The organism is Streptomyces sp. NPDC088725 (assembly GCF_044751305.1).
In the GTDB taxonomy this organism is placed as follows: domain Bacteria; phylum Actinomycetota; class Actinomycetes; order Streptomycetales; family Streptomycetaceae; genus Streptomyces.
Genome location: NZ_JBIVLO010000001.1, coordinates 648,924 through 673,121, shown reverse-complemented (window position 1 = coordinate 673,121; position 24,198 = coordinate 648,924). Strand labels below are relative to the sequence as shown.

The following is a 24,198-nucleotide window of genomic DNA, read 5'->3' as shown; positions in this document are numbered from 1 at the left end:
GGCAACGGCGGACACCGGTCAGCAGCCGTCGTAGCCGGCCGTCGGCATCGAGAGCCTGCGGTGCACGCCCGCCTTCGCGCTCGCGTCGTACAGCGGCTCGTCGAGATCGGCGGTCTCCAGCCGTACGCCCCTGCGCTCGCATTCCGCCGAGAAGGCGGCCGGCGAGGTGAACGCCCGGCCGAGGACCCGGTCGTTGGCGGCGACGAAGACCTCCACGAGCCCCGCTTCGACGCCCGCCCACAGCGCGCGGTGGTCGGGGCGCAGGCCGTAGAAGAGCAGTTGGCTGGTGACGACGTACCCCTTCCCCTCGGCCCACCGCGCGCACATCCGGTGCTGACCGCGGGTGTCCACGAGGAAGGGATCCGCGTCCAGTTCCTCCAGCGGAGTCAGGCTGGCGATCGCCGCCACTCGCGTCTCGCGCATGTACGTATCGTCTCCCCGCCCCGGCCTTTCGTGCGCCGACCCTACTCCGCCCGCCGTACGCTGAGGGCCGGGATCGCGTGACGACGGCACAGTCGTGACGCAGGCACAGAGCTGAGGGCGAAGTTGGGAACGGTCATCACCTGGTGGGGGCACGCCACCTGTACGGTCGAGGACTCCGGCGTCAGGGTACTGACGGACCCGCTCTTCGTGGGGCGCCTGGCCCATCTGCGGCGGCGCAGCGGCGAACTCCCGCCGCCCGGGGCCGCGGTCGCCGACGCCGTACTCATCTCCCACCTGCACTCCGACCATTTCCACCCACGCTCGCTGACCCGGCTCGCGCCCGGCACACGGCTGATCGTGCCCCGGGGAGCGGAGCGCTCGGTCCCCGGGCTGAGGAGGCTGGACGCCCGCAGGAACCCTTCGGGGCTGCGGATCACCGAGGTGGAGGCCGGGGACGAGGTGAAGATCGGGGCGCTGCGGGTACGTGCCGTACCGGCACGGCACGACGGGCGGCGGCTGCCGTTCGGACCGCACCGCTCCCCCGCTCTCGGCTATGTGGTCAGCGGCGAGTCGCGGACGTACTTCGCCGGTGACACCGGCCTCTTCGACGGCATGGCGGACGCCGTGGGCCCGGTGGATGTGGCGCTGCTCCCGGTGGGCGGCTGGGGTCCCCGGCTGGGACCGGAGCACCTGGACGCGAACCGGGCGGCGCGGGCACTGGCCCAGCTGTCACCGGCCGCGGCGGTGCCGGTGCATTTCGGCACATACTGGCCGATCGGGATGGACAGGGTCCGCCCGCACGAGTTCTACACGCCCGGCGAGGAGTTCGTCAGGCGGGCCGCGCACCACGCTCCGAAGGTGACCGTGCATCTGCTCGGCCACGGCGAGAGCACGCGACCGGAGGTCCGCCGGTGATGAACCATTTCATATCTCACATACCGGTCGAGTCCACCCAGCAGGCGGTGGGCTATCCGTCGGTGTTCCTGCTGGTGATGCTCGGGGCGCTGGTGCCGGTGGTGCCGACGGGGACCGTGGTGAGTTCGGCCGCGGTGGTGGCCCTGCATCAGACCGCGCCGCTCGCGCTGCTCTACGTCTTCGGCGTCTCGGCGGGCGCGGCCTTCCTCGGCGACCTGTCCCTGTACTGGCTCGGGCGGCGCGGTGTCGGCTCGAAGAACGGTTCGCGCTGGCTGGCCAAGCTGCGCGAGCACGCGCCGCCCGACCGGCTGGAGCAGGCGCAGGCCAAGCTCAAGGACCACGGGGTGATGGTGCTCGTGCTGTCCCGGCTGGTGCCGGCGGGCCGGATCCCGGTGATGCTGGCCTGCCTGCTGGCGACGTGGCCGATACGGCGGTTCGCACGCGGCGACATACCGGCCTGTCTGGCCTGGGCTGCGACGTATCAGCTGATCGGGATACTGGGCGGCTCGCTGTTCGCCGAGCCGTGGCAGGGGGTGGCCGCGGCGGTGGCCCTGACCGTGGTGGTGAGCGTCGCCCCGATGCTCTGGCGCAGGGTGCGCCGAGCGGGCGCGGAGGGCGTGGGGAACGGTCAGGAATCGTAGGAAGGACCCGCTCGACGGCGCTCGGCTGACGCGGCGGTGGCTCAGCCCAGTTCGGCGAAGGCCGCCTCGAGATGGGCGAGTGCGCGGGCGACATGAGGCAGTTCCAGAGGGGTTTGTGCGGTGAGCGTCTCCAGTCGTTCCCGGGGAGTCGCCCCGAGCAGTGCCCCCGTCGACAGCCTGACCCGGAGCGCGCCCAGTTCGTCGCCGAAGCGGTGTCCGCCGGGCACGGGCACGCCCAGCCGTTCGCTCAGGTGGTTCTCCAGTTCCATGGAGTCGGTGACCCCGAGCACCGCGAGCCGGTCCCGCAGCGGCGCCAAGTCCGCGTAGAGATGCCGGCCCGCCTCCGGGGGCCGGCAGAGCGCCCCGCAACCGAGCACCGCCCGGTGGGCCGCGGCCCCCGTCCGCGCGTAGAGCGCGGCGGCCTCGCGCGCCCTCGCCGTCACGTACGCGGGCTCGTCGAGGGCGTGGGCGGCGGCGGAGGCGACGGGACCGGCGACCACCGCGCCGAGCGCGGTGAGGATGTCGACGGTCCTGGCCCGCCGCGCGGCTCCCGACGCGGTCGCGGGGAAACGGGCGACCGCCATCGGCCACGAATCCGGCGTCAGCGCGCCCACCGTGTCGCAGACGACCGTGACCTCGTCGGGCCATACCCCGGCCGGGCTGAACAGCACGGCCCCCGACCGGTGCAGGGTGTCACGCCAGGTCTCGTCGCTGATGATCTCCAGCCCCTCGCCGACCGCGGCCTCGCACGCCTCACGGACGAGTTCCGGCGGCGCGACGGTGCCGGTGGGGTCGTCGGGCACCGAGAGCAGCAGCACCCGCGGCCTGCCTCCCTCCGCCCGCACCCGGCGGACCGTCTCCAGCAGCGCGTACGGATCGGGCACGCCGCCGCATTCGGCCGGCGTCGGCACGTGATAGGCGGGCCGCCCGAGGAGCCGCGCCTGCGGGGTCCACCAGGCGGGGCAGGGCCGGGGCATCAGGACGTCACCGTCGTACGCGGCGAGCAGCGCGAACAGCAGTGGCTGCGCGCCGGGGGCCGCCGCGATGTCGCCCGGCACGCTCCGCAGCCCGCGCCGCGACCAGTACCCACTGGCCGCCTCCCGCAGGACCGGGCCGCCGCCGGGCGGCTGTGGCTCGGTGTCCCCTGCGGCGGCCGCGCAGACGGCGGCCAGTTCGGGCAGAGCGGGCAGTCCCGACTCGGGGGCGCACGGGCCGAACCTGACGGGGCCGCGGCCTCCGTGCGCCGTCACCCGTCCACCCGTCATCCGCCACCGCCTCCCGCCGCGCCTCGCGGTCACCCGTACGAGCCCGACGAGCGGACCGTCTCGGCTCTTTATGCAGAGATTTGACACACTATGCCCTCCAAGCGGAGACAACCGGAAGCTTCCCTGCGTGGTGCCGCCACCTGCGGGGTACGCGCGTTGCATGTCAGACTCCTCCGCTGCGTACAACCAGGTCAGCACCGGCACCAGAAGCCGGATCGCGACCCTGCTCGACTCCTGGGACGAGGGGGTCTTCCACTCCGTCGCCAGCCGGCACTGGCCGGGAGCGGGACCGGTGCTGCCCCGGCTGAGCCGTACCGCCAACCACGGCCTGCTGTGGTTCGGCGCCGCGGCGGGCATCGCCACGCTGGGCAAGGGCGCGCGTTCACGCCGGGCCGCCGTCAGGGGCATGGCGTCGCTGGCAGTCGCCTCCGCCGCCGTCAACATCGTGGGCAAGCGCGCGGTGCGCAGGAACCGGCCGGTGCTGGACGCGGTACCGCTGATCCGGCAGCTGAAGCGGCAGCCGTTCACCACCTCCTTCCCGTCCGGGCATGCCGCGTCCGCCGCCGCCTTCGCGACGGGCGTTGCCCTGGAGTCGAAGGGCTGGGGCGTGGCGGTGGCACCGGTGGCCGCCGCCGTGGCGCTGTCCCGTGTCTATACGGGGGTGCACTATCCGAGCGATGTCATCGCGGGCGCCGCTCTGGGCGTCGGCGCGGCCTACGCGGTACGCGGGCTCGTACCGACCCGCTCGCAGATGCCGTCGCCCGGCCGCCCGTACGCCGAGGCTCCCGCGCTGCCCGGCGGCCGGGGCCTGTCCGTCGTGGTCAACCGGGCATCCGGCTCGGCGGGCGACGCCACACTGGTGCGCGACGCGCTGCCGCACGCGGAGATCGTGGAATGCGCGCCGGAAGAGGTGAATGCCGAGCTGGAGAAGGCGGCGCAGCACTGCGTCGCTCTCGGCGTGATGGGCGGCGACGGCACGATCAACCGAGCCGCTGGCATCGCCGTGCGGCACGCGCTGCCACTGGCTGTGTTCCCCGGCGGCACGCTGAACCACTTCGCCTACGACCTCGGCATAGAGCATGTCCAGGACACCTGCCGGGCACTGGAGGCGGGCGACGCCGTACGAGTGGACCTGGGCCGCTTCACGCCGGGCCCCGGCGGCTCCACGGCGCCGGGCCACTTCCTCAACACCTTCAGCCTGGGCGTCTATCCGGAGCTGGTGCGGGTGCGTGAGCACTGGGCGCCCCGGATCGGCGGCTGGCCCGCCGGGGTGCTGGCCGCGCTGAAGGTGCTGCGCGGCGGACACCAGCTGGAGGCCGAGTTCGACGGCCGGCAGCGGTCGCTGTGGATGCTGTTCGCCGGGAACTGCATCTACCAGCGGATGGGCCCCACACCGGGGCGGAGGCATGATCTGGCCGACGGCCTGCTGGACGTACGCGTCGTACACGGCGGCCGCGCCCCGGGCCCCCGGCTGCTCGCGGCGGCCCTCGCGGGCCCGCTGAGCCGCTCGCCCGTCCACGCGGCGGAGCGGATGCGCCGGGTCAGGATCGCGGGCATCGCACCGGGCACCCCGCTGGCATTCGACGGCGAGGTGGCGGAGGCACCCCGCGAGTTGACCCTCGACAAGGCGATCGAGGCGCTGACGGTCTACCGGCCGCAGGCTTTCGTGTAGGGCCATCCAGCGTCTCGTGGTTCCGTCGACCTTCGGTGCCTTCTTCCAGCACATGGGCCGGCGGACTTATCCCTTGTCAGTGGGGGCAGGGGAAACGATCGCCATGCGGACGCACTTCAGTTGCCGCCTGCCCGCCGGCGAAGTGGCTGCAGGTTTTGGTAACAGCTTCCCAAGCGGGTCGCGGGTTCGAGTTCTGCGCCCGGTAAGGAAATTGCTCATTCAGGGGCCCTTCCACGCACTTGCCGGAAGGGCCCCTGAGCTTGCGTCACTCATCCGGACGGGGGCCGGCCGTGACGGCCGCTCGCCATCTGCCCGAGTGCGGGGAGTCAGCCTGCCAGGGGCAGGACGGACGCTATCGCGTTCCGGTTCTTGCGATTGAGCAGCGAGAAGATAATCCTCAGGCCCTGCTCATTGTCAGGCGAGGAAACCACGAAGGACGAATTGATCAGGCGCTCTCTTATCTGCGAGCGAACGAGACCTGCGCGGGGAATCGTCATCAGATGCTCCTCCGGCCGGGCGAACATAGGGTTCGCCCGGAAAATGAAGATGCGACGGCCAGTCATCGCCAGATACATGGGCGTCGGGGTCGGCATCATGGCCAGAGCACCGCCCGTCACAATCGTCGAGGCCACCGCGAACGCCGCGGTTCGGCGCACGGAGACCGAGCTCAGGTTCACGATGGTCGCCACCTCGACCTGCTCTCCGGGTTCGAGCATGGGGTGGACGGCGGCCAGAAACAGTCGGCGGCGTTTTCCGTTCACGGGGTTACTCCTGAAAGGTTGGATGCGAACCGGGGGACATGTGCACCCGGCAACTTCTTCCTGCCTCCGGACGCCGCCGCAGGGTGCCAAAACCCTGAAAACAATGGCGAGTCGGACCCTCCCGCGAGGCCCGGTCGGCGTGAGTTGTCGGCATACCTTGCCACATGTGGCCCCGGACCTGCCCTTGGCACCCGAAACCAGGGCAACCGAGCCGCCTGGAGACTCGGGCGCATATGTCGGAGATCGGAGCATGCCAGGGCTCGGCGGCCAACGGCCCTGCACATCACGTACTTGACGCTCCGAAAACCCCGGGAGGGTCTGCCCGATTCCTGGACGGTGGACCGCATCGTGAGATTCAGATCTCACCATGCGGCATGGCGGCGTACCGTGGGCGGACCACCGCGTACCGAGGAGTCCGGTCATGCCGAAGGAAACCGCCGTTTATACCCATGGGCACCACGAGTCGGTGCTGCGGTCCCATCAGTGGCGTACCGCCGCCAACTCGGCCGCCTACCTTCTCGGTGAGCTGCGTCCGGGGCTGGACGTGCTGGACGTCGGCTGTGGTCCCGGGACCATCACCGCCGGTCTGGCCGGGCTCGTCGCCCCGGGGACGGTGACGGCGGTGGACGCGTCGGAGGGGGTGCTCGGCAAGGCGCGGGAGGCCGTTCGGGCCGCGGGCGTGGACAACGTCCGCTTCGCGGTCGCCGATGTCCACGCTCTGGAATTTCCCGACGACTCCTTCGATGTCGTCCACGCCCATCAGGTACTCCAGCATGTCGGCGACCCCGTACAGGCGTTGCGCGAGATGCGCCGGGTGTGCAGGCCCGGTGGGATCGTCGCGGCGCGCGACGCCGACTACGGCGCCTTCACCTGGTTCCCCGGGATTCCGGCGCTGGACGGCTGGCTCGATCTGTACCGCCGGGTGGCGCGTGCCAACGGCGGCGAACCGGACGCCGGGCGAAGGCTGTTGTCGTGGGCCCGGGAGGCGGGGTTCACCGACATCACCCCGACCGCCACCGCCTGGTGCTTCGCCACCACCGAGGACCGCGCCTGGTGGAGCGGTCTGTGGGCGGACCGTACGGTCGCCTCCGTCTACGCCGAGTTGGCGGTCGGGGGCGGTCATGCGTCGTCCGGGCGGTTGACGGAGATCGCGGAGGCCTGGCGGGACTGGGGCAGCCGTGCGGACGGCTGGTTCATGGTCCCGCACGGCGAGATCCTGTGCCGTGCGTGAGCCGAAATGATCTCCTGCGGCGGCGCGGCCAACTAACCTTGTCCGTATGGAAATCCTGGGAACCACGCTGCGTGTCTACCCCGACGACCTGGAGACTTCGGTGGCGTTCTACGAACGCCTCACCGGTGCCCCCGCGCTCCGCTTCGAGCGCGGGGGCGTGTCCGTCGCCGCCGTCAGCTGCTTTCTGCTCATGAGCGGTCCCGCGTCGGAGATTGACGTCCTGCGCAAGGTGACGGCCACGATCGCCGTCAAGGACGTGGACGACGCTCTGGCGGCCCTCACGGACGTCGGCGCCAAGGTCCTTGTGGGGCCTGTCCCGACGCCGGCGGGACGCAATCTGATCGCCATACACCCCGACGGTTCCGTCTTCGAGTACGTCGACCGCAAGCCGGTCCAGGGGGCGTGACACGACGGCCGGTGGGCGGGTGACGGGGGTGCTTGAGCGCCAACCCCGTCACCCCCGTCTCCCCGGCCCCGCGCGCTCAGGACCCCTGGCGCAGCCGGTAGTCGTAGGCGTCCGGCAATGGGTCGTCCGTGAGGGCTGCCCACACCTCACTCAGTGTCTCGTCGCCCGGGCGAAGGTCGGCGATCTCGAATCCGGCGTCGAAGAGGGCGCGGGCTGCTTCCTTCTGTCCCTCGGCGAGCAGCAGTTGGGCCTCGGCGAACCGGAAGGCCCCGCGCTCGCGCACGCCGTGCGGCAGCCGGTCCAGGACGGAGCGCGCCTCGGCGATACGGTCTGCCTCAAGCAGCGCGGCGATCGCCTCGCGTCCGAGAGCCGCGGCGGTGGCCGTCCAGGCCGGTCCGCGGTCACCGCTCCCCCGGCAGAGGTCGTCGAACGCCTCCGCGAAGTGGTCGGCCGCGCGGCCCGGGTTGCCGCCCTGCTGGTCGGCGACGGCGAGGCAGCGCAGCAACGGCCAGCGTGAGGTGGCGCTTCGCAGGCCGCGTTCCCAACTGCGCACCGCTTGGGCCAAGTCGCCGGCATGCCACTGCGCGATGCCCAGGTGGTATTCGGTGAGCGGTTCTGCGGGGGCCGTCTCCAGCATGTCGCGCCAGTGCGGTGCGACGAGCGTGGGCCCGGGCGGAGCATCCGGGGACAGCTCCGGCAGTACGCCGCCGGTCAACAGCTCTACCCAGGGCGTCTGTTCGTCACCGAGTGTGGCCTCCTCGAAGGGCGTTCCGGGCAACTTGAAGCCCGCGCACAGCACTTCGAGTGCGCCCCAGCCGGAGCCCTCGGCCAGCCGCTCGCCCGGATCCGCGTCGGCGTACGGCAGCCACGCCTCGTACGCGGCGTCCAACTCCGCGCGCGGAAGGGCCGCTTCGAGGCGGTCCGCGACCTCGGTGCGGGCCGCGCCCCCGTCGTCGCCGTGCACGGCCGCCGGGTCGGCGGCGAGCGGACCGTACGCCTCCAGCCAGCTCAACTCCCCGCCGCCGTCGAGCCGTACGCGCCCCGGCCGGGTATGGGCAAGGCCGGCCCGGATCTCCATGCAGCCGGGCGCACCGGGCTCGGTGATCCACCGCTGCCAGTTGCGGCCGCCGGTGCCGGTGCCCCAGCGGTGGAGCGCGCGCCCGCGCAGGGGGCCGGTGGACGTCTGGACGAGTCCTTCGCCGGTCGCGTCGAGCGAGGCGACCCATTTCCGGGCGCCGTCCGGTACGTCGTAGGAGTACTCGGCGGAGAACTCTTCGCCCGGCGGGACCCGGCGGGCGCCACGTGGGTCACCGAGACGCCGGGCTTCTTCGGCCGGGGCGAGGACGCGCGTGTGCGCGTCCTCCTCGACCGTGGTGCGGGACGACCAGTCGACGTGCACGGCCCGCTCGTGCGGATTGCGGATCCGTACGCCGACCTGGAGGAAGTCGGAGTCGTCCGGCAGCCAGAGATCCACTTGGAACGGCAGGTCGCGCAGCCGTTCCCACTCCCACAGGCGCAGCATCGTCCCGCCGTCCGGGGCGGGTACGAGCGCGGTGTGCAGCGGTGCGCAGGACAGGGTGGAGTGTCCGCCCGGGCCGGGGTTCCACTCGATGCCACCGGAGAACCAGGCACCGTTGAGCGCGAGGTTCGCGGGCTGGAACACCGGGTTGCGGTAGACCAGTTCGCGTCCGGTCGGCTTGTGGTGCAGCGAGTGGATCCGGCCGCCGAGTCCCGGCAGGACGGTGACCCGCAGCCGCTCGTTCTCGATGACGACGGCGTCGAGGTCGGTCGAGCGGCGTTCGCGCCCGTAACCGTCGAGGATCCGTACCGGCAGCAAGGTGTGCGGCAACGCGTTCTTGGCACGCCCGTCGGCTTGCGGCTCGTCGAGGGTGCGCAGGGCAGGAAGAGGGTTCTCCGGCCCGAGGGGGGCGGCGGGCAGAGTCAGTACAGCACGTCGCACGGTCGTGGCCACGGCAACCTCGCTTCGTTCGCGCGGGCCCCCCGCAGCTCCTTTGGCGGGCGGCCCCACTGCCCATCGAACACGGTGAACGCGACGCTGACCAGGGGGCATATGGGGGGTGACGGCCTCGAGCACGAGAAGGCGGGGCGCGGTTTCAGTGCCGTGAACCCAGCTCACGGACGTGTGGGACCGGGGCGATCAACCGGAAAGCATCTCCGCGGTGATCGCCCAGCGCTCGTGATCGCGCCAGCTGCCGTTGATGAAGAGGAAGTCCGGCGAGAGCCCTTCGAGCCGGAAGCCCGCGCGCCGTACGAGGGCGATGGACGCGGTGTTCGCGGGCTGGATGTTGGCTTCGAGGCGGTGCAGTCCCAGCGGGCCGAAGGCGTGGCGCAGCACCAGGCCGAGGCCTTCCGTCATCAGGCCCTTTCCCGCCGCGTGCGCGAAGGCGCCGTAACCGATCGCACCGCACAGGAAGCCGCCCTGCACGATGTTGTTGATGTTGATGAAGCCGGCGATCCGGCCGTCCTCGCGCGCGCAGACGAGGAAGCCGGCCTTCGTCGGGTCGTCGATGAGGCGGCCCACGTAACGCGCGTACGCCTCCGCGCTCTCCGGCGGGAAGAGCCAGGGGTGGTGCAGCGCCCTGCTCGCGCGGGCGAGCGTGGTGAACTCCCCGGCGTCCGCCTGCCGGTAGGGACGGATCAGCGCGCGCGGGGTACCGGTGGGCGGGGTGGTGGTCTCGGGCATCGCGCCAGCTTATGAGGCGATTCCCGTGACCGCACGCACATTCCCCGTCGCACGGATCACCGCGCACGTCGGATCACCGCGCACCACTCGCCCGGCCTGTACAACATCGCGCCCGCCACCTCGTCGCGCGAGCCACCCCACGGCGTAATGCACCTCCGCGCCTCATATCAGCGCCGGCACGTCCAGCGTCAGTGTGCCGCTCTCCGCGTCGAGGACCGCCGGTACGCCCAGCGGCATCGTCAGTCCCGTCTCGCCGTGTCCGAAGCCCAGTTCCTCCACGACCGGTACGCCGAGGCCGCCGAGCCGGTCGAGCAGCACCGCCCGTACCTCGTCGTACGGGCCGCACTGCGCCCAGGAGCCGAGGCCGATCCCCGCGACGCCGTCCAGCCAGCCGGAGCGCAGCAGTTGGGTGAGGACGCGGTCGAGGCGGTACGGCTCCTCGCCGACGTCCTCGATCAGCAGCAGCCCTCCCGCCGCGCCCGAACGGGCGTACGGGGTACCGAGATCGGCGGCGAGCAGGCTGACGCAGCCACCGAGCGTGACGCCCCGGGCCCTGCCCGGGACCAGTGCGCGGGCGGTGTCCAGGCCGAGGGTGCGCACCGACTCGGGCTCGAACAGCGTGGCCCGCAGTGACTCCTGCGTCCTGGCGTCCTTGAGGAAGGAGACCGTGCCGGTCATCGGGCCGTGCAGGGTGGCCAGGCCCATCCGTACGGCGAAGGCCTCGTGCAGCGCGGTGATGTCGCTGTAGCCGACGAAGACCTTGGGGCCCGCGGCCCGCATCGCGGTCCAGTCCAGCAGCTCGGTCATGCGCTGGACGCCGTAGCCGCCACGGGCGCAGAGCACCGCTTCGACGGACGGATCGCACCACGCCTCCTGGAGGTCACGCGCCCGGTCCTCGTCCGTACCCGCGAGGTAGCGGAACCGCGGGTGGACGTCGAGGACATGAGGTGCGACGACGGGGTCGAGGTCCCAGCCGCGCAGGAGGTCGAGGCCCGCGTCGAGCCGTTCGGCGGGGACCGGGCCGCTGGGCGCCACGACGGCGACCCTGGCCCCCGGCCGCAGTCGCGGGGGCCGGGTCAGGGGCAGGACGCTCACTTCGTGAACTCCAGACGCGGGATGTCCGTGCGGTCGATGCCGAAGGTCTGCGTGTAGAGCGACAGTTCGGCCTCCAGCGCGCGGATCAGGGTGTCCGCCTTGCGGAAGCCGTGGCCCTCGCCCTCGAAGGCGATGTACGCGTGCGGGATGCCGCGACCCGCCATCTCGGCCAGGAAACGGTCGCACTGCGCGGGCGGACAGATCACGTCGTCGAGCCCCTGGAGCAGCAGGAACGGCACGGTGACGCGGTCCGCCAGGTGCAGCGGTGAACGTTCCCGGTAGCGGTCGGGGACCTCGGCGAACGGTCCGACCAGCGACTCCAGATACTGCGACTCGAAGTCGTGGGTCTCGTCGGTGGCCCAGCCTGCGAGGTCGAGGATCGGGTAGCTGATCGTGCCGCAGGCGTACACGTCGCTGGTGGTCAGCGAGGCGGCCGTCGTCCAGCCGCCCGCGCTGCCGCCGCGTACGGCGAGGCGCGCGGGGTCGGCGGTGCCTTCGTCGGCGAGCGCGCGGGCGACGGCCGCGCAGTCCTCGACGTCCACCACGCCCCACTGCTCGCGCAGCCGGTTGCGGTACTCCCTGCCGTGGCCGGTGGAGCCGCCGTAGTTGACCTTGGCGACACCGATCCCCCGTGAGGTGAAGTAGGCGATCTCCAGGTCGAGTACGAGCGGGGTGCGGCTGGTGGGGCCGCCGTGGGCCCACATCACATACGGCGGCAGTTCGCCGTCCGGCGCGGTGTGTCCCGGGTTGTGCGGCGGGTAGAGCTGGGCGTGGATGTCCCGGCCGCCGGGTCCGGTGAAGGTACGGAGCTCGGGTTCGGGGTAGTACGCGGGGTCCACCGGGTCGTGGTGCGACGAGCCGGTGACGCGGGTGTGCCCGGTGCCGGTGTCCAGTTCGACGATCTCGTATCCGGTGCGCGGGCTCGCCGCCACTCCGGTCACGCGCGTGCCCTGGACGGCGAGATCGGCGGCCCACTCGGTCCAGGGGCCCACGGCGTCCACGAGTTCCCCGGTCTCGGGGTCGAGTATGCCGAGGGCGTTGGTGTCCTTGCCGTGGATGACGGCGATCAGCCCGTTCTCCAGCGGGTGGAACCACTGGAGGCCGATCTTCCACAGCGGTCCGCCGAACTCCTCGGCGCGGCCGGGGCAGAGGTCGGTGGGAGTCCACGTCCCCGCGTCCACGGCGTCGGCGCCGACGCGCCGCAGCTGCCACCAGCCGCCGGCGTCCGACACGTAGAGGAGCGAGCCGTCGGGGGCCCAGTCGACCTGGCAGACCGATTCCTCGGTGCCGCCGGCCACGGGTCTGACGCCGGTGAAGGTACCGGTCTCCGTGACCTCGCCGAGCATCACCTCCGTACCGTCCCAGGGCATCCGCGGGTGGTCCCAGGCGATCCAGGCGGCGCGGCGCCCGTCCGGTGAGAGCCGGGGGCCGGTGACGAAGCGGTGCTGGTCGCCGGAGAGTTCGCGTACGGCTGTACGGTCCCCGGCCGCCGAGCCGTCCAGCGGTACGGCGGCGATCACGCGCCGTACGTCGGTGGGACCTTCGCCGGTGAACTCCTCCAGCACGCACCACACTTCACCCCGGTCGAGGTGCAACTGGGGGTCCACCCAGCGCAGTCCGCCGCCGGTCGGCGAGAGCGGGGTGAGCGGGCGCGGGTCCGCGCCGCCGTCCGGCTCGTGGAGGTACAGCCGCTGGTCGGGAAAGTGCGTGAAGACGACGAGCGGTCCGCCCTCGGCGCGCGGGGCGCCGGCCCAGGGCACACCGCCGTACTCGATGACCCGGCTGCGTACGTTCCACGGGGCCGGCAGCACCGACTCCTCCCTGCCGTCCGCCCTCCGGCGCACCAGCGCGCGGCGGCCCGCCTCGGCGGGACGCGGCTCGGTCCACCACACCTCGTCGCCGACCGCCCCCGCGTACTCGGGGCGGCCGTCGTGCGAGGCTGCGGTGACGGCGTCGATCGGAGACGCCCACGTTCCGTGGGCCCCGGTGGTCGGCATGGACAACTCCCCTGCGCGGAACAGCTATGCGGTCCGCAGATAGTGATCGAGAACGCGGACTCCGAAGTGCAGCGCCGAGACGGGAACCCGCTCGTCCACGCCGTGGAAGAGCGCCTGGTAGTCGAAGCCCGGCGGCAGTTTGAGCGGCGAGAAACCGTAGCCCGTGATGCCGAGGCGGGAGAACTGCTTGGCGTCCGTGCCGCCCGACATGCAGAACGGCAGGACGTGTCCGGCCGGATCGAAGCGCTCGACGGCGGCGCGCATCTTGGCGAACGACGGTGAGTCGACCGGGGCCTGGAGCGCGATCTCCTTGTGGTGGAACTCCCACTCGACGTCCGGCCCTGTCAGCAGGTCCATGGTTTCGCGGAATTCCTCCTCGCCGCCCGGCACCATCCGGCCGTCGACCATGGCGGTGGCCTGTCCCGGGATGACGTTGACCTTGTAACCGGCTTCCAGCACGGTCGGGTTGGCGCTGTTGCGTACGGTCGCCTCGACCAGCTTGGCGGCAGGACCGAGCTTGCCCAGCAGGTCGTCCGGGTCGAAGCCGTCGGCGTGGACATCGGTCTCGATGCCGTACAGCGCGGCGAGTTCGGCGAGGGCGGCCCGTACGGTCGGGGTGAGCCTGACCGGCCACTGGTGGTCGCCGATCCTGGCGACGGCGGCGGCGAGCCTGCTGACGGCGTTGGCGTGGTTCACCTTTGAGCCGTGGCCGGCCCTGCCGTACGCGGTGAGTTTGAGCCAGCCCGTGCCGCGTTCACCGGCGCCGATCGGGTAGAGCGCCATGCCGGGACCGGCGTGGAAGGTGTAGGCGCCGGATTCGCTGATGCCTTCCGTGCAGCCTTCGAACAGCTCCGGGTGCTGGTCCGCGAGGAAGCCGGCGCCGTCGGCGGCGCTGGCCTCCTCGTCGGCCGTGTAGGCGATGACGATGTCCCGGCGCGGCCGGATCCCGGCCCTGGACCAGCCGCGGACGGCCGCGAGGACCATCGCGTCCATGTTCTTCATGTCGATTGCGCCGCGGCCCCAGACGACGCCGTCCGCGACCTCCCCGGAGAAGGGGTGCACGGTCCAGTCGGCGGCCTCCGCGGGCACCACGTCGAGGTGACCGTGGACGAGCAGGGCGTCGGCCGAGGGGTCCGTGCCCTCGATCCTGGCCACCACGTTGGTGCGCCCGGCGGTCCGCTCCAGCAGGGCCGGTTCGAGCCCCGCGGCGGCCAGCCGCTCGGCGACGTACTCGGCGGCGGGCCGTTCCCGGCAGTCCCCGTTCCCCCGGTTCGTGGTGTCGATACGGATCAGCTCGGAGGTGAAGGTGACCACCTCCTCCAGCGCCGTCGCGTCGACGGACCCCTCCGTTCCGGGCGTGTCCCACTGGCCGGCGGGTGTCCTGCCGGTGGGCGTCATGTCAGCCATACTGCTCCTCCACTGCGGACGAGACGATCGTGGTGACCGCCTTGAAGGTGCGAATGCCTTCATACATCGTCCCGCTGGTGTACGCGACGCGCCGTTCGCCCGTGGGAGCAACCCCCGGGACCACGGTGGCGGCGGCGGAGAGGTGTTCGGCGTCGAACTCCATCTCCACGGTGAAAGGACCCCCGCCCACCGGTTCGTACCGCCCGGCCAGGGCCGTGGCCTCCTTCGCGGCGGAGCGGATGTCGGCGGCGGTACGTGCGGGGGTGCGGCACACCGCCGCGTACCGCGAGACATGGTCCTTGACCGCGACCATGCGCGCGTCCGGCGCGTACCCTTCCGCGTCTTTGCAGGTCAGGTCGTCGCCGGTGACGAGCACCACGGGAACACCGTACTCGGCGACGACATGGGCGTTGAGCAGGCCCTCACTCGCACGGACGCCGTTGAGCCAGACTCCGGTGAGTGAGTTGGCCAGATAGGTGTGCGCGAGCACGCCTTCCGTGCCCGCGCCCGTGTGGTACCCGACGAAGGCGATGGCGTCGACGTCGCCGTGCTGTACGCCTTCCACCATCGACAGCGTCTTGTGGCGGCCGGTGATCATCTGCGCCCGGTCGTCCAGCCGCTCCAGGAGCAGGTTGCGCATGGTCCAGTGAGCCTCGTTGATGAGCACCTCATCGGCGCCGCCGTCGTAGAAACCGAGCACGGCGGCGTTCACGTCCGAGGTGAACAGGGAACGGCAGCGCTCCCACTGTGACGCGCCGGGAATGACGTCGTCCGGCCAGGTCACACCGGTCGCGCCTTCCATGTCGGCGCTGATGAGGATCTTCATGCCGCGTCAGGTTACGCGTCGACGCACACCCGGGCCAGAGCGGCCTCGGCGGTGCGCCGGCTCACTCGCTCCAGCAGAGCGGCGGCGGCCGGTTTCGTCTGGAGTCCGCGCAGGAGCAGCAGCCACAGGTCGTGCAGGCGGTCCTCGATGCGCTGACGCCCCTCCAGCGCGTCCGAGACGGTGTGCAGGCCGAAGAACGCGCAGACGACGCTGTGCGCGGCCACCTCGGGGTCCAGGTCCGGGTGGAGTTCACCGCCGTCGTGGGCCTCCTGGAGCAGTTCGGTGACGGTGTCCAGCCAGCCGACGAACGAGGTGGGCAGCGGGACGTCGATGGCGGCGCGCTCCGCCCAGAGGCGGGCTCCGGCCCGCACGACGGGATCGTCGCGGAACGCCCGCGCCACGTCGAAGCTCAGCGCGACCAGCCTCTCCAGCGCGGGATGGCCGGCCTTTCTGTGCTTGTCCACGAGGCCCGGCCACGTCGCGTGGTGTCCTTCGACGATGGCGAGGGCGAGCTTTTCCTTGCTGACGAAATGGAAGTAGATGGCGCCACTGGTACGGCCGGACTCCGCGCTGATATCGCTGATGCTGGTGCCGACGTATCCCCGTTCGTAGAACAGGCGCGCCGCCGCCTCCAGGAGGAACCTTCGCGTCGTCCTCGCCCTAGCCTGCACGTGCACACTCCGAGATCCGTTTTCCACTGCTGTCGTCACGCAATGTAGTGCTTTTCGGTGACGGCGCGACAGGTCTGGCGTGCACATCCGGGGAAACTGGGATTGTTTTATTTCATGATTGATCTGGTCGGTGAAATCGGCGGAGGAATCCGACCGCTGCGCTGGTCGCGTACCGTCGCCCGCGAGATGGTCCACCGGGCTTCGGTGGCGGAGGTACTTCTCACTGACGTACGACGTCTGCAGAGCGGCCAATTCGAGGCGGCGGCGTGCTGGCCCCGGTCCCATCCGACGTTCCCGCGGGACGGAATGGACCTGCACAGCCCGCTGATCGTGGTCGAAACGCTGCGTCAACTCGGCATCTATGTACCCCTTCGGTATTTCGCTGTTCCCGAGACATCCCGTCTGCTCATCACCGACCTGTTCTTCGACATCGACTCAGCGGCCGAACCGCGGGCCGCCTCCGGCGCCACCGAGGTCACCTGCCTGGCTGCCGTGAGTGAGGTGCGCCGCGGAACCGACGGCGCGGTGACGGGCCTGCGGCTCGACGTCTCGTTCCACGCGCACGGGAAGCCCTTCGCGCGGGCCGGCGGCGGCGCGCGCTTCCTGGACGCCCCCCGGTACGCGGTGTTGCGGGCGGACCGGGCGCAGGTCACGCCGCCCGCACAGGCGCCGGGCGGCCGCCTCTGGCCGGACGCCGGGACGCTGGGAGTGACCGCCGCACACGACATCGTGATCCGCCCCGGCGAGGGTGAGGGCGCCCTGCTGGTGGAACCGGCCGATCCGCGTCACCCCTTCTTCTTCGACCACTCCACGGACCACGTACCCGGAATGGTCCTGCTCGAGGCCGCGCGTCAGGCGGCTGCCCTGACAAGTGGTGGAACGTTGCTGCGCCCTACCGCCGGACGGCTGAAAGCGATTCGATTCACTGAATTCGAACCGCCCGCGCGCGTCCTGTGCGTGCCACACCACTCCACCTGCGTCTTCCGCATTCTTCAGAGCGGCGAACAAAAAGCATTCGGCGTCCTTCGCTACAGCCATCGGCGACCGTCGCTTTCCGTGGCTTCTTGACTACGCCAAGTCGCCGTCCCTACCGTAGTGATCGTTATGTTTCCGGCTGAGCGGCCCTGATCGCTTTGCGCTCGGCACGCCCCGGGAACCGCGCCCACTCCTGAACGGACTGGTAATCGGATGACCGCATCTCGCATCTTCTCCTGGACTCCCGCGGCGATTGTCTTCGACTGCGACGGCACACTGATGGACACCGAACGCCATTGGCAGGACGCCCGCGACCGCGTGCTGGACGTCCACGGATTCGCGCCGGCTCCCGGCTTCGCCGAACGCGCCAAGGGGCTGCATTACACCGAATGCGGACGCCTCATGGCGACCGAATCGGAACACCCTGAACTCACCGAGGAAATGACGGCTCAACTCCTCGCGGAATTCATGGCCCTGGTCACGGACAACCCCATGACCATGCCGGGCGCCCGTGAACTGGTGCATGACGTGAGCCGGTTCGCGCCGCTCGCCGTCGCCAGCAACTGCCCGGCCGAAGTCGTCGAGTCCTGCCTCGACACCGCGGGACTCCGCGGGTTCTTCGACCACATCGTCGTCCCGGACGACACCATCAGGCCCAAGCCGCACCCGGACGTCTACCTCAGAGCGACCGAACTCTGCGGTGTGGAGCCCTCGGAAGCGCTGGCGGTGGAGGACTCGTACTGCGGTGTCCAGGCCGCGGTACGGGCCGGGCTGCGGGTGCTGGGAGCGGGTCCGTGGCCCGAGGAGAAAACCATCACCCTGGTCGACCTCTGGGTCCGTTCGCTGGACAACCCCGAGGTCCGGCTGTGGGCCTGCGACCGCGTACCCAGCCAGGTGTGACGAGCGGAGATCACGCAGAACAAGCGGTGCCGAATCTCCCGAGCCCTGTCACGCAACGGACTTCTGGCGCTCACCCCGGCGGTTGCCGGGGTGAGCGCCAGAAGTCCGTTGCGCACGAGGACGGCCGGAGCACTGCGAGGCACGAGAACGTACGAGGAAGCGCAACGGGGACGGCCGGACGAGCACGACAGCGGCGGCCCGACGGAGCACGAGGCAGCACGGAGCGCGCACCGCGAAAGCGCGCCCGGCGCCCCGCGGTTACTCCCGGGCCAGGACGAACCACCTGGCCGGCAGGTCGATACGGGTGCCGTCGGGCAGATATTCGGTCATGGGCAGCGTGGTCCTCCCCTCCGCGAGGATGCGCAGCCCCGCCGCGCGGAGCAGGTCGGGCACCTCCTCGTCCTGCGCGCCGGCCGGCTTGAGCCCGTACTCGAAGACCCGCAGCAGTTTGGCCGGCGGACCGCCCGGCCCCTCCGCGGCTTCCTGGAGGACCGCCTTCGAGGCGGGAGTCAGCTCGACCACGAAGGCCCTGCCCCGCTCACCGAGCAGCGCCGCGACGGCGGCCGCGACGGCGGGTCGGTCCCGGGGCTCGCTCTGGTGAATCACGGCCCGCATATAGACGTTGGTGTCGCCGGTCCGCTCTCCGAACGCGCGCACGGCGTCCGCGTCGACCAGATCGAGCTGTTCGAACTCCGCCGTTTTCTCCGGGTCGGCCCGGCGTGCGTGTTCGACGGCGGCGTGCGACAGATCCACGCCGATCGCGCGGGCGAAGCGGGTCGCCAGATAACGGGTCTGGGTCCCGCTGCCGCAGCCCAGGTCCACCACGGGCAGCGCGGAATCCGCGTACGGCAGCAGCAGTTCGCTGTGCGGACCGGAGCCGAGCGAGGGGTCCGAGTCCCACATCGCCTCGCCGGGGGTGTCGGCGGTGTCCCGCCAGAAGTCCTCCCACGCAGCACGGTAACGCCGCGACACGTCCATCTGACCGCTCCCCACGCCGGGCCCGCCGAAGGCGAGTTGTGGAGCAATGAACTACAGGCCCGGAGGGACCCGGGGCAAGAGGGCGCGCGCTTCCTTCACCTGCCGTTCGGACCGCGCCGTGCGTTTCGCGCCAGTGCCTGTTCGAACCACACCGTCTTGCCGCGCGTCGTCGTGCTGGAGCCCCAGCGCGTCGCGAGGCTGCTCACCACGCGAAGGCCGCGGCCGAACTCGTCTTCCCCGTCCGTGTCCAGCAGGGTCGCCGGGGCCGGCTCGTCGTCTGCCACCTCGCACAGCAGGGCGTCCGTGCGCACCAGACGGAGGTCGACAGGGCGGGAGCGGCTGTGCCGCACGGCGTTGGTGACCAGTTCGCTGACCATCAGTTCGGCCGTCTCCACGGCGCCGGGCAGCGCCCAGTCGGTGAGCCTGCCGCGTACGAGCTGTCTGGCGCGCCCCACTTCGCTGGCGTCCAGGGCCAGTTGCCATTCGGCCACGTCGCCGGCCGGGATTCCGTTCAGCCGCGCCATCAGCAGGGCCACGTCGTCCTTGCGACCGCCGCCGGTGGCCAGTGTGCGGATGATGGTGTCGCAGGCCGCGTCCATGGAGGCGGCGGGGTGGGCGGCCGAGGCGCAGAGCGCGGCCAGTCCCTCCCCGATGTCCTGGCCCCGCACCTCGACCAGACCGTCGGTGCACAGGATCAGTCGGTCGCCGGGTCCCACCCGTACCGTGGCCGTCTCGAAGGCGACCTTGCCGACGCCGATCGGCGCTCCGGTCGGCAGGTCGAGCAGTTCGGCGGACCCGTCCTCGGCGCGGACGAGTACGGGCGGGATGTGCCCGGCGTTGGCGATCTGGAGTTCGGAGTGGATCGGGTCGTACACCGCGTACAGGCACGTCGCCAGGTACTGCTCGCCGAGCCGCTGCGCCAAGTCGTCAAGATTGCGCAGCAGTTGGGCGGGCGGCAGCTCCATGGTGGCCATCGTCTGGACCGCTGTGCGCAACTGGCCCATCATTGCTGCCGAGTTGAGACCGTGTCCCATGACGTCGCCCACGACGAGCGCGGTGCGCGAGCCCGGCAGCTTGACGGAGTCGAACCAGTCGCCGCCGATGCGGCCGAGCAGGGTGCCCGGCAGGTAGCGGGTAGCGATGTCGCACCCCGCCATGCGGGGCGTGACCTGCGGCAGCATGCTGTCCTGCAGGGTCTCGGCCACGTTCTCCTGATACGTGTACATCCGGGCGTTGTCGAGCACGAGCCCAGCCCTGGCGGCGAGTTCGGCTCCGGTTGTTCGGTCCATGTCGTCGAACGGCTCGCGCTCGGGCCGGCGCATCAGCACCATGAACCCGAGCACCACATTGCGCGCCTTCAGCGGTACGAGCAGCAGGGAGCGGTTGTTGATCAGCGGGCGCAGGTCCCGCTTCTCGAACTCCCCGGAGATACGGTCGCCGTCCTCCTGACTGAGCCGCGGGATGAGCACGGGCTCGCCCGTCACCATGCACTGGAAGAACGGGGTGTGTTCGGGGAAGGAGATCGCCTCGCCGACCGGAACGGTGTCGTCCCAGCGGCCCGGCTCGTCGTTGTGTTCGACCCACACCCGGTGCCAGACGGTGGTGACATCGGGCGGCCCGTCCGGGAACCCCTCGCCGGCCAGCACGGCGGCGCGCAGGTGGGTGCCCGCGAAGTCGGTGAAGCGGGGCACGGCCGCACTGGTGACCTCGCGGATGGTGCGCGCCAGATCGAGGGAGGAGCCGATGCGGCCGCTGACCTCGTTCAGGAACTCCAGCCGCTCACGGACCGCCGCGTATTCGAGGCCGGCCTCGGGCCGGAGAGCGGGGCGCGGCCCGGCTCCGTCGGCGGCCCGCTCGGACGCCGACGCCTCCCGCTGTCCGGGAACCCGGCGCGGCACGCCCCAGTCCGGCGTGACGGGAACCTGTTCGTGCCGGCTGAACTCCAGTACCGGGTAGCCCAGTTCGAGTACCTGCGCGGCGATGCGATTGGCCTCGGAGGGCCCCATGTTCGGCAGGATCTCGGGCAGCCGTCCCGCGAGTGCCTCGGAGTCGCGGAACTCGGTGTGCGAGGCGAAGCGCGGGGCGATCCGCTCGGTGTCGGTTCCGGCCGTCGCCGCTCCGCCGGACCGGGTGAACTGCCCGGCGTCGGCGGCGAGTACGAGATAACGGCCACGACCGGGACCGACCAGCGGATAGGCCCACCAGAGCACGTCCAGCGGACCGCGGCCGTCCGCGCGTACGTCCTTCGCCCGGCCCGAGGTGGGATAGGAGCTGTGGGCGCCCAGCTCGGGGCCCAGCTCGTCGCCCGCCTCGTACACCCCGTGGACAAGCCCGTATTCCCCGGTGGCGAGGCCTCCCGCGACCGGCATCAGGTCACCGGCCGGCCGCCCGACGGCTTGCTCCTTGGAATGGCCGAAAAGCCTCCGTGCACCGGCCGACCAGTGTGACACCAGGCCGTCGCCGTCCACGACGACCACGGCGAGCGGAATCCGTCCCGCCGTGGCGAAGTGCCGCGGCGGATCCGGCGGAAAACCACTGTCCATGGGTGGAAGGCTCCTTCCCTGCCGCAGGAATGCGCGGCTCGGCCCTCCACGGTACGGCCCCTCACACTGACAGCGCCGGGCATTGCGGGAATCAGTCGCGCGCCCGCGCACCCCCTCCCACTGACTGAAAATTAGTCAGTCTTCATAGCCCAGTTGGAGGTCACGTTCGGTGCGTCCGCCACCCGCCACCTGGAGCACGGTGGCGACGGGCGGATAGCCAGCGGCGATCACCGTGTACTCGCCGGACGACAGGTCCACGAAGCGGAAGGTGCCGTCGGGACCGGTGGTGAGGGTGTCCACCACATTGCCCGCGGTGTCGAGCAGTGTGACGCGGGCCTCCTCGACGAGCCTGCCGCCACCGGCCCGCACGACGCCGCGCAGCACCGCACCGCCGGCCAGTTCGATGTCCTGCCGGGTCTCGCGCGCCGGCTGGACGCTGACGGGCAGGGCGGCGGGCCGGAAGGCCGGGGCACTCGCGGCGAGGGTGTACTCCCCCGCGACCAGTTCCGTGATGACGTAACCGCCCTCGTACCCGCTGCGGGTGCTCGCGACGACCTCGCCGCGTACGTCGGTGAGGGTGACGGCCGCGTCGCGCACGGGCGTGCCGTCGGCGGTGCGTACGGCCCCGGCGAGGCGTCCCGCGCCGCCGAGGATCACCTCGAGGTCGACGGGCCGCGCGCCGACGGTGACGGTCACGGCCTGCGGCTGGTGGCCGCCGGCCGCGGCGATCATCACGTACGAGCCGGCGCCGGGCACGCCGAGCGCGTAGCGCCCGTCCTCACCGCTCGCGCCCCGCCCGATCTGTGAGCCGTGGACGTCGATGAGGGTGAGGGCGGCGCGGGGCACGGTGCTGCCGTCGTGGTGCCGCACCGTGCCGCGGACGACGACGCCGGCGGGGTACGGGGCCGCGCCCCGGGCGTCCGCCGGACGCGGGACGGGGACGGCGGCCGTGGTCTCGCCGGCGGGAAGGTCCGCGGTGGGGGTGTCGGCGGCAGGGGTGTCGGCGGCGGAGGTGTGGTGGGACACCAGTGGTTTCTCCTTGAGGAAGACGGCGATCAACAGGCCGAGCACGAGCACCGGCACGAGGTAGAGGAAGATCCGCGGCATGGCGTCCGCGTACGCCTGGATGTAGGCGTCGCGCACCGCGGGAGGCAGCGCGTGAACCGTCTGCGGGGTGATGGACTCCGGACCGGGGAGCCCGGTCCCGGGCGGGACGCGGTCGGCGAGCGCGCCGGCCAGGCGGTTGGCGAAGAGAGTGCCGAAGACGGCGGCCCCGACGCTGCCGCCGATCTGCCGGAAGTAGTTGTTGGCGCTGGTGGCCGTGCCGAGATCGGCTCGTGCGACGGAGTTCTGCACGGCGAGCACGAGCACCGACATGACGAGTCCGACGCCGATGCCCAGCACCGCCTGTGCGATCCCGGTCACGAGCCCGGACGTGTCAGCGTCGAGCCGGGACAGCAGCCACATGCCGACCACCGAGAGCGCCGAGCCGAGCACCGGGTAGATCTTGTAGCGCCCGGTGCGGCTGATGAGTTGGCCGGCGGTGACCGAGGCGGCGACGACACCGCCCATCATGGGCAGCATCAGCAGACCGGACTCGGTGGCACTCGCTCCGTCGACCATCTGCAGGAAGGTCGGCAGGTAGCTGGCCGCGCCGAACAGTGCCACGCCGACGGTCGCGCCCACCAGGCTGGTGACGTTGAAAACGGAGTCCCTGAACAGCCGCAGGGGGATGATCGGCGCGGCCGCGAAGCGCTCAACGACCAGGAAGAGCAACGCTGTTCCCAGCGCGCCCGCACCGAGCCCCAGGATGACGCCCGAGCCCCACGCGTACCGCGTACCGCCCCAACTGGTCAGCAGGACCACACAGGTGGAGGCGGCGGCGAGCATCAGCGCGCCCAGCAGGTCTAGTTTGCCGCGCACGTGGGGTCGGGGGAGCTTCAGCACGGTGGTCACCACCGCGAAGGTGACCAGCCCGAAGGGCACGTTGAAGTAGAAGCACCAGCGCCAGGAGGCGTGGTCGGTGAAGAATCCGCCGAGCAGCGGCCCCGCGACCGAGGCGAGACCGAAGGCCGCGCCGATGAGCCCCATGAAACGGCCGCGCTCCCGGGGCGGCACGATGTCGGCGATGATCGCCTGGACGCCGATCATCAGGCCGCCCGCGCCGACGCCCTGAAGTGCGCGGAACGCGATCAGCTGGTCCATCGAGCGGGACCAGCCGGCCAGCGCGGAGCCGATGGTGAAGACGATGATCGCGAACTGGAAGACGCCCTTGCGGCCGAAGAGATCGCCGAGCTTGCCGTAGATCGGCAGGCCGATCGTGGAGGTCAGCAGGTAGGCGGTGATCGCCCAGGACATCCGGTCCAGGCCGTGCAGCTCACCGACGATCTTCGGCAGCGCCGTGGCCACGATCATCTGGTCGAGCGCGGACAGCAGCAGGGCGAGCATCAGCCCGAGGAAGACCAGCCGCACCCGGCGCGGGCTGAGAGCGCCGTCCACGGGCGGCGCGACAGGTGACGGCTTCACCGGGGTGGGAGCGGTCCCCTGACCCTGCCCGACATCCTTCACCAGAGCGGTCCCGCCCACGTATTGCTCCCCTCGTCACCTGCGCGGCGTCATTCTTCGCATTACACGCCAAGCAGAAGAAGTGCGTCGCGTTTGCGTGAAGAGGGTGACGACGAGTGGGACTTGGGCAGCAGGGGGTCCCGGGGCGCTCATCAGGGCTTTCCCGCGACGTGCCGTACGGGGGACGTACGGCACGTCGCGGGGGAAACCACTCGAACCGGTG

General features: G+C 71.3%; 20 protein-coding genes. 7 read left to right on the top strand and 13 right to left on the bottom strand.

All coding sequences use genetic code 11. The annotated features are described in order from the left end of the window. Nucleotides 1-18 precede the first annotated feature (18 nt). Nucleotides 19-423 carry a hypothetical protein gene (locus ACIP6N_RS02875; protein ID WP_401812309.1) on the bottom strand — a complete coding sequence of 135 codons (405 nt, stop codon included), beginning with the start codon at nucleotides 421-423 and terminating at the stop codon, nucleotides 19-21. A gap of 123 nt (nucleotides 424-546) precedes the next feature. Between ACIP6N_RS02875 and ACIP6N_RS02870 the strand changes: the two genes are divergently transcribed. Continuing rightward, the gene (locus tag ACIP6N_RS02870) at nucleotides 547-1,338 is read left to right on the top strand and encodes an MBL fold metallo-hydrolase (RefSeq protein ID WP_401812307.1); all 792 of its coding nucleotides are present in this window, start codon (nucleotides 547-549) and stop codon (nucleotides 1,336-1,338) included. Then, entirely contained in the window at nucleotides 1,338-1,979 is a 642-nt protein-coding gene (locus tag ACIP6N_RS02865) for a DedA family protein (protein WP_401812305.1), read from the top strand. Before ACIP6N_RS02870 ends, ACIP6N_RS02865 begins: the two co-directional genes overlap by 1 nt. Before the next feature lie 41 nt (nucleotides 1,980-2,020). Here ACIP6N_RS02865 and ACIP6N_RS02860 read toward each other — a convergent pair whose 3' ends face one another. After that, nucleotides 2,021-3,244: an aminotransferase class I/II-fold pyridoxal phosphate-dependent enzyme gene (locus tag ACIP6N_RS02860; RefSeq protein ID WP_401812303.1), complete on the bottom strand. Its 1,224-nt coding sequence runs from the start codon at nucleotides 3,242-3,244 to the stop codon at nucleotides 2,021-2,023. A gap of 160 nt (nucleotides 3,245-3,404) precedes the next feature. On the opposite strand from ACIP6N_RS02860, the gene ACIP6N_RS02855 reads away from it, so the two are divergent. After that, nucleotides 3,405-4,916 (top strand): bifunctional phosphatase PAP2/diacylglycerol kinase family protein, encoded by a 1,512-nt coding sequence (locus tag ACIP6N_RS02855; protein WP_401812301.1) that lies wholly within the window; start codon nucleotides 3,405-3,407, stop codon nucleotides 4,914-4,916. Nucleotides 4,917-5,242: 326 nt separating this feature from the next. Here the strand turns inward: ACIP6N_RS02855 and ACIP6N_RS02850 are convergent, their stop codons facing one another. Continuing rightward, the gene (locus tag ACIP6N_RS02850; RefSeq protein WP_401812299.1) at nucleotides 5,243-5,677 is read right to left on the bottom strand and encodes a hypothetical protein; all 435 of its coding nucleotides are present in this window, start codon (nucleotides 5,675-5,677) and stop codon (nucleotides 5,243-5,245) included. Between the two features lie 421 nt (nucleotides 5,678-6,098). Between ACIP6N_RS02850 and ACIP6N_RS02845 the strand changes: the two genes are divergently transcribed. After that, nucleotides 6,099-6,908, top strand: coding sequence for a methyltransferase domain-containing protein (locus ACIP6N_RS02845; RefSeq protein WP_401812297.1), 810 nt, complete (start codon nucleotides 6,099-6,101; stop codon nucleotides 6,906-6,908). 46 nt (nucleotides 6,909-6,954) lie between these two features. Further along, entirely contained in the window at nucleotides 6,955-7,314 is a 360-nt protein-coding gene (locus ACIP6N_RS02840; protein ID WP_401812295.1) for a VOC family protein, read from the top strand. A gap of 76 nt (nucleotides 7,315-7,390) precedes the next feature. On the opposite strand, the gene ACIP6N_RS02835 is transcribed toward ACIP6N_RS02840, so the two are convergent. From ACIP6N_RS02835 to ACIP6N_RS02805, 7 genes are all read right to left on the bottom strand, one after another. Then, complete coding sequence (locus ACIP6N_RS02835; protein ID WP_401812293.1) at nucleotides 7,391-9,286, bottom strand: DUF5107 domain-containing protein; 1,896 nt, start codon at nucleotides 9,284-9,286, stop codon at nucleotides 7,391-7,393. 186 nt (nucleotides 9,287-9,472) lie between these two features. Further along, nucleotides 9,473-10,018 (bottom strand): GNAT family N-acetyltransferase, encoded by a 546-nt coding sequence (locus ACIP6N_RS02830; RefSeq protein ID WP_401812291.1) that lies wholly within the window; start codon nucleotides 10,016-10,018, stop codon nucleotides 9,473-9,475. A gap of 162 nt (nucleotides 10,019-10,180) precedes the next feature. After that, a complete protein-coding gene (locus ACIP6N_RS02825; RefSeq protein ID WP_401812289.1) occupies nucleotides 10,181-11,113 on the bottom strand; it encodes an LD-carboxypeptidase in 933 nt (310 codons plus the stop codon). Next, complete coding sequence (locus tag ACIP6N_RS02820) at nucleotides 11,110-13,110, bottom strand: LpqB family beta-propeller domain-containing protein (protein ID WP_401812287.1); 2,001 nt, start codon at nucleotides 13,108-13,110, stop codon at nucleotides 11,110-11,112. The genes ACIP6N_RS02825 and ACIP6N_RS02820 overlap by 4 nt, the downstream gene beginning before the upstream one ends. Before the next feature lie 24 nt (nucleotides 13,111-13,134). Continuing rightward, entirely contained in the window at nucleotides 13,135-14,517 is a 1,383-nt protein-coding gene (locus ACIP6N_RS02815; RefSeq protein WP_401812285.1) for a M20/M25/M40 family metallo-hydrolase, read from the bottom strand. Beyond that, nucleotides 14,510-15,343: a M55 family metallopeptidase gene (locus ACIP6N_RS02810; RefSeq protein WP_401812283.1), complete on the bottom strand. Its 834-nt coding sequence runs from the start codon at nucleotides 15,341-15,343 to the stop codon at nucleotides 14,510-14,512. The genes ACIP6N_RS02815 and ACIP6N_RS02810 overlap by 8 nt, the downstream gene beginning before the upstream one ends. 11 nt (nucleotides 15,344-15,354) lie before the next feature. Next, nucleotides 15,355-16,014: a ScbR family autoregulator-binding transcription factor gene (locus ACIP6N_RS02805; protein WP_401812630.1), complete on the bottom strand. Its 660-nt coding sequence runs from the start codon at nucleotides 16,012-16,014 to the stop codon at nucleotides 15,355-15,357. Between the two features lie 57 nt (nucleotides 16,015-16,071). On the opposite strand from ACIP6N_RS02805, the gene ACIP6N_RS02800 reads away from it, so the two are divergent. Together ACIP6N_RS02800 and ACIP6N_RS02795 are read left to right on the top strand one after the other, a co-directional pair. Continuing rightward, nucleotides 16,072-17,082: a ScbA/BarX family gamma-butyrolactone biosynthesis protein gene (locus tag ACIP6N_RS02800; RefSeq protein ID WP_401812281.1), complete on the top strand. Its 1,011-nt coding sequence runs from the start codon at nucleotides 16,072-16,074 to the stop codon at nucleotides 17,080-17,082. Nucleotides 17,083-17,202: 120 nt separating this feature from the next. Continuing rightward, a complete protein-coding gene (locus ACIP6N_RS02795; RefSeq protein ID WP_401812279.1) occupies nucleotides 17,203-17,889 on the top strand; it encodes an HAD family hydrolase in 687 nt (228 codons plus the stop codon). Nucleotides 17,890-18,147: 258 nt separating this feature from the next. Here ACIP6N_RS02795 and ACIP6N_RS02790 read toward each other — a convergent pair whose 3' ends face one another. The 3 genes from ACIP6N_RS02790 to ACIP6N_RS02780 form a co-directional block, all read right to left on the bottom strand. Next, nucleotides 18,148-18,867 carry a class I SAM-dependent methyltransferase gene (locus tag ACIP6N_RS02790; protein WP_401812277.1) on the bottom strand — a complete coding sequence of 240 codons (720 nt, stop codon included), beginning with the start codon at nucleotides 18,865-18,867 and terminating at the stop codon, nucleotides 18,148-18,150. Nucleotides 18,868-18,962: 95 nt separating this feature from the next. Then, nucleotides 18,963-21,410, bottom strand: a complete 2,448-nt coding sequence (locus ACIP6N_RS02785) for a SpoIIE family protein phosphatase (RefSeq protein ID WP_401812275.1) — start codon at nucleotides 21,408-21,410, stop codon at nucleotides 18,963-18,965. Nucleotides 21,411-21,545: 135 nt separating this feature from the next. Further along, nucleotides 21,546-23,996: an MFS transporter gene (locus ACIP6N_RS02780; protein WP_401812273.1), complete on the bottom strand. Its 2,451-nt coding sequence runs from the start codon at nucleotides 23,994-23,996 to the stop codon at nucleotides 21,546-21,548. Between the last annotated feature and the right edge of the window lie 202 nt (nucleotides 23,997-24,198).

Coding starts and splice junctions, on each gene's coding strand:
- ACIP6N_RS02840 (WP_401812295.1), top strand. CDS start 6,955: ATGGAAATCCTGGGAACCACGCTGCGTGTCTACCCCGACGACCTGGAG.
- ACIP6N_RS02790 (WP_401812277.1), bottom strand. CDS start 18,867: ATGGACGTGTCGCGGCGTTACCGTGCTGCGTGGGAGGACTTCTGGCGG.
- ACIP6N_RS02815 (WP_401812285.1), bottom strand. CDS start 14,517: ATGGCTGACATGACGCCCACCGGCAGGACACCCGCCGGCCAGTGGGAC.
- ACIP6N_RS02810 (WP_401812283.1), bottom strand. CDS start 15,343: ATGAAGATCCTCATCAGCGCCGACATGGAAGGCGCGACCGGTGTGACC.
- ACIP6N_RS02785 (WP_401812275.1), bottom strand. CDS start 21,410: ATGGACAGTGGTTTTCCGCCGGATCCGCCGCGGCACTTCGCCACGGCG.
- ACIP6N_RS02845 (WP_401812297.1), top strand. CDS start 6,099: ATGCCGAAGGAAACCGCCGTTTATACCCATGGGCACCACGAGTCGGTG.
- ACIP6N_RS02860 (WP_401812303.1), bottom strand. CDS start 3,244: ATGACGGGTGGACGGGTGACGGCGCACGGAGGCCGCGGCCCCGTCAGG.
- ACIP6N_RS02865 (WP_401812305.1), top strand. CDS start 1,338: ATGAACCATTTCATATCTCACATACCGGTCGAGTCCACCCAGCAGGCG.
- ACIP6N_RS02795 (WP_401812279.1), top strand. CDS start 17,203: ATGACCGCATCTCGCATCTTCTCCTGGACTCCCGCGGCGATTGTCTTC.
- ACIP6N_RS02820 (WP_401812287.1), bottom strand. CDS start 13,110: ATGCCGACCACCGGGGCCCACGGAACGTGGGCGTCTCCGATCGACGCC.
- ACIP6N_RS02830 (WP_401812291.1), bottom strand. CDS start 10,018: ATGCCCGAGACCACCACCCCGCCCACCGGTACCCCGCGCGCGCTGATC.
- ACIP6N_RS02875 (WP_401812309.1), bottom strand. CDS start 423: ATGCGCGAGACGCGAGTGGCGGCGATCGCCAGCCTGACTCCGCTGGAG.
- ACIP6N_RS02855 (WP_401812301.1), top strand. CDS start 3,405: ATGTCAGACTCCTCCGCTGCGTACAACCAGGTCAGCACCGGCACCAGA.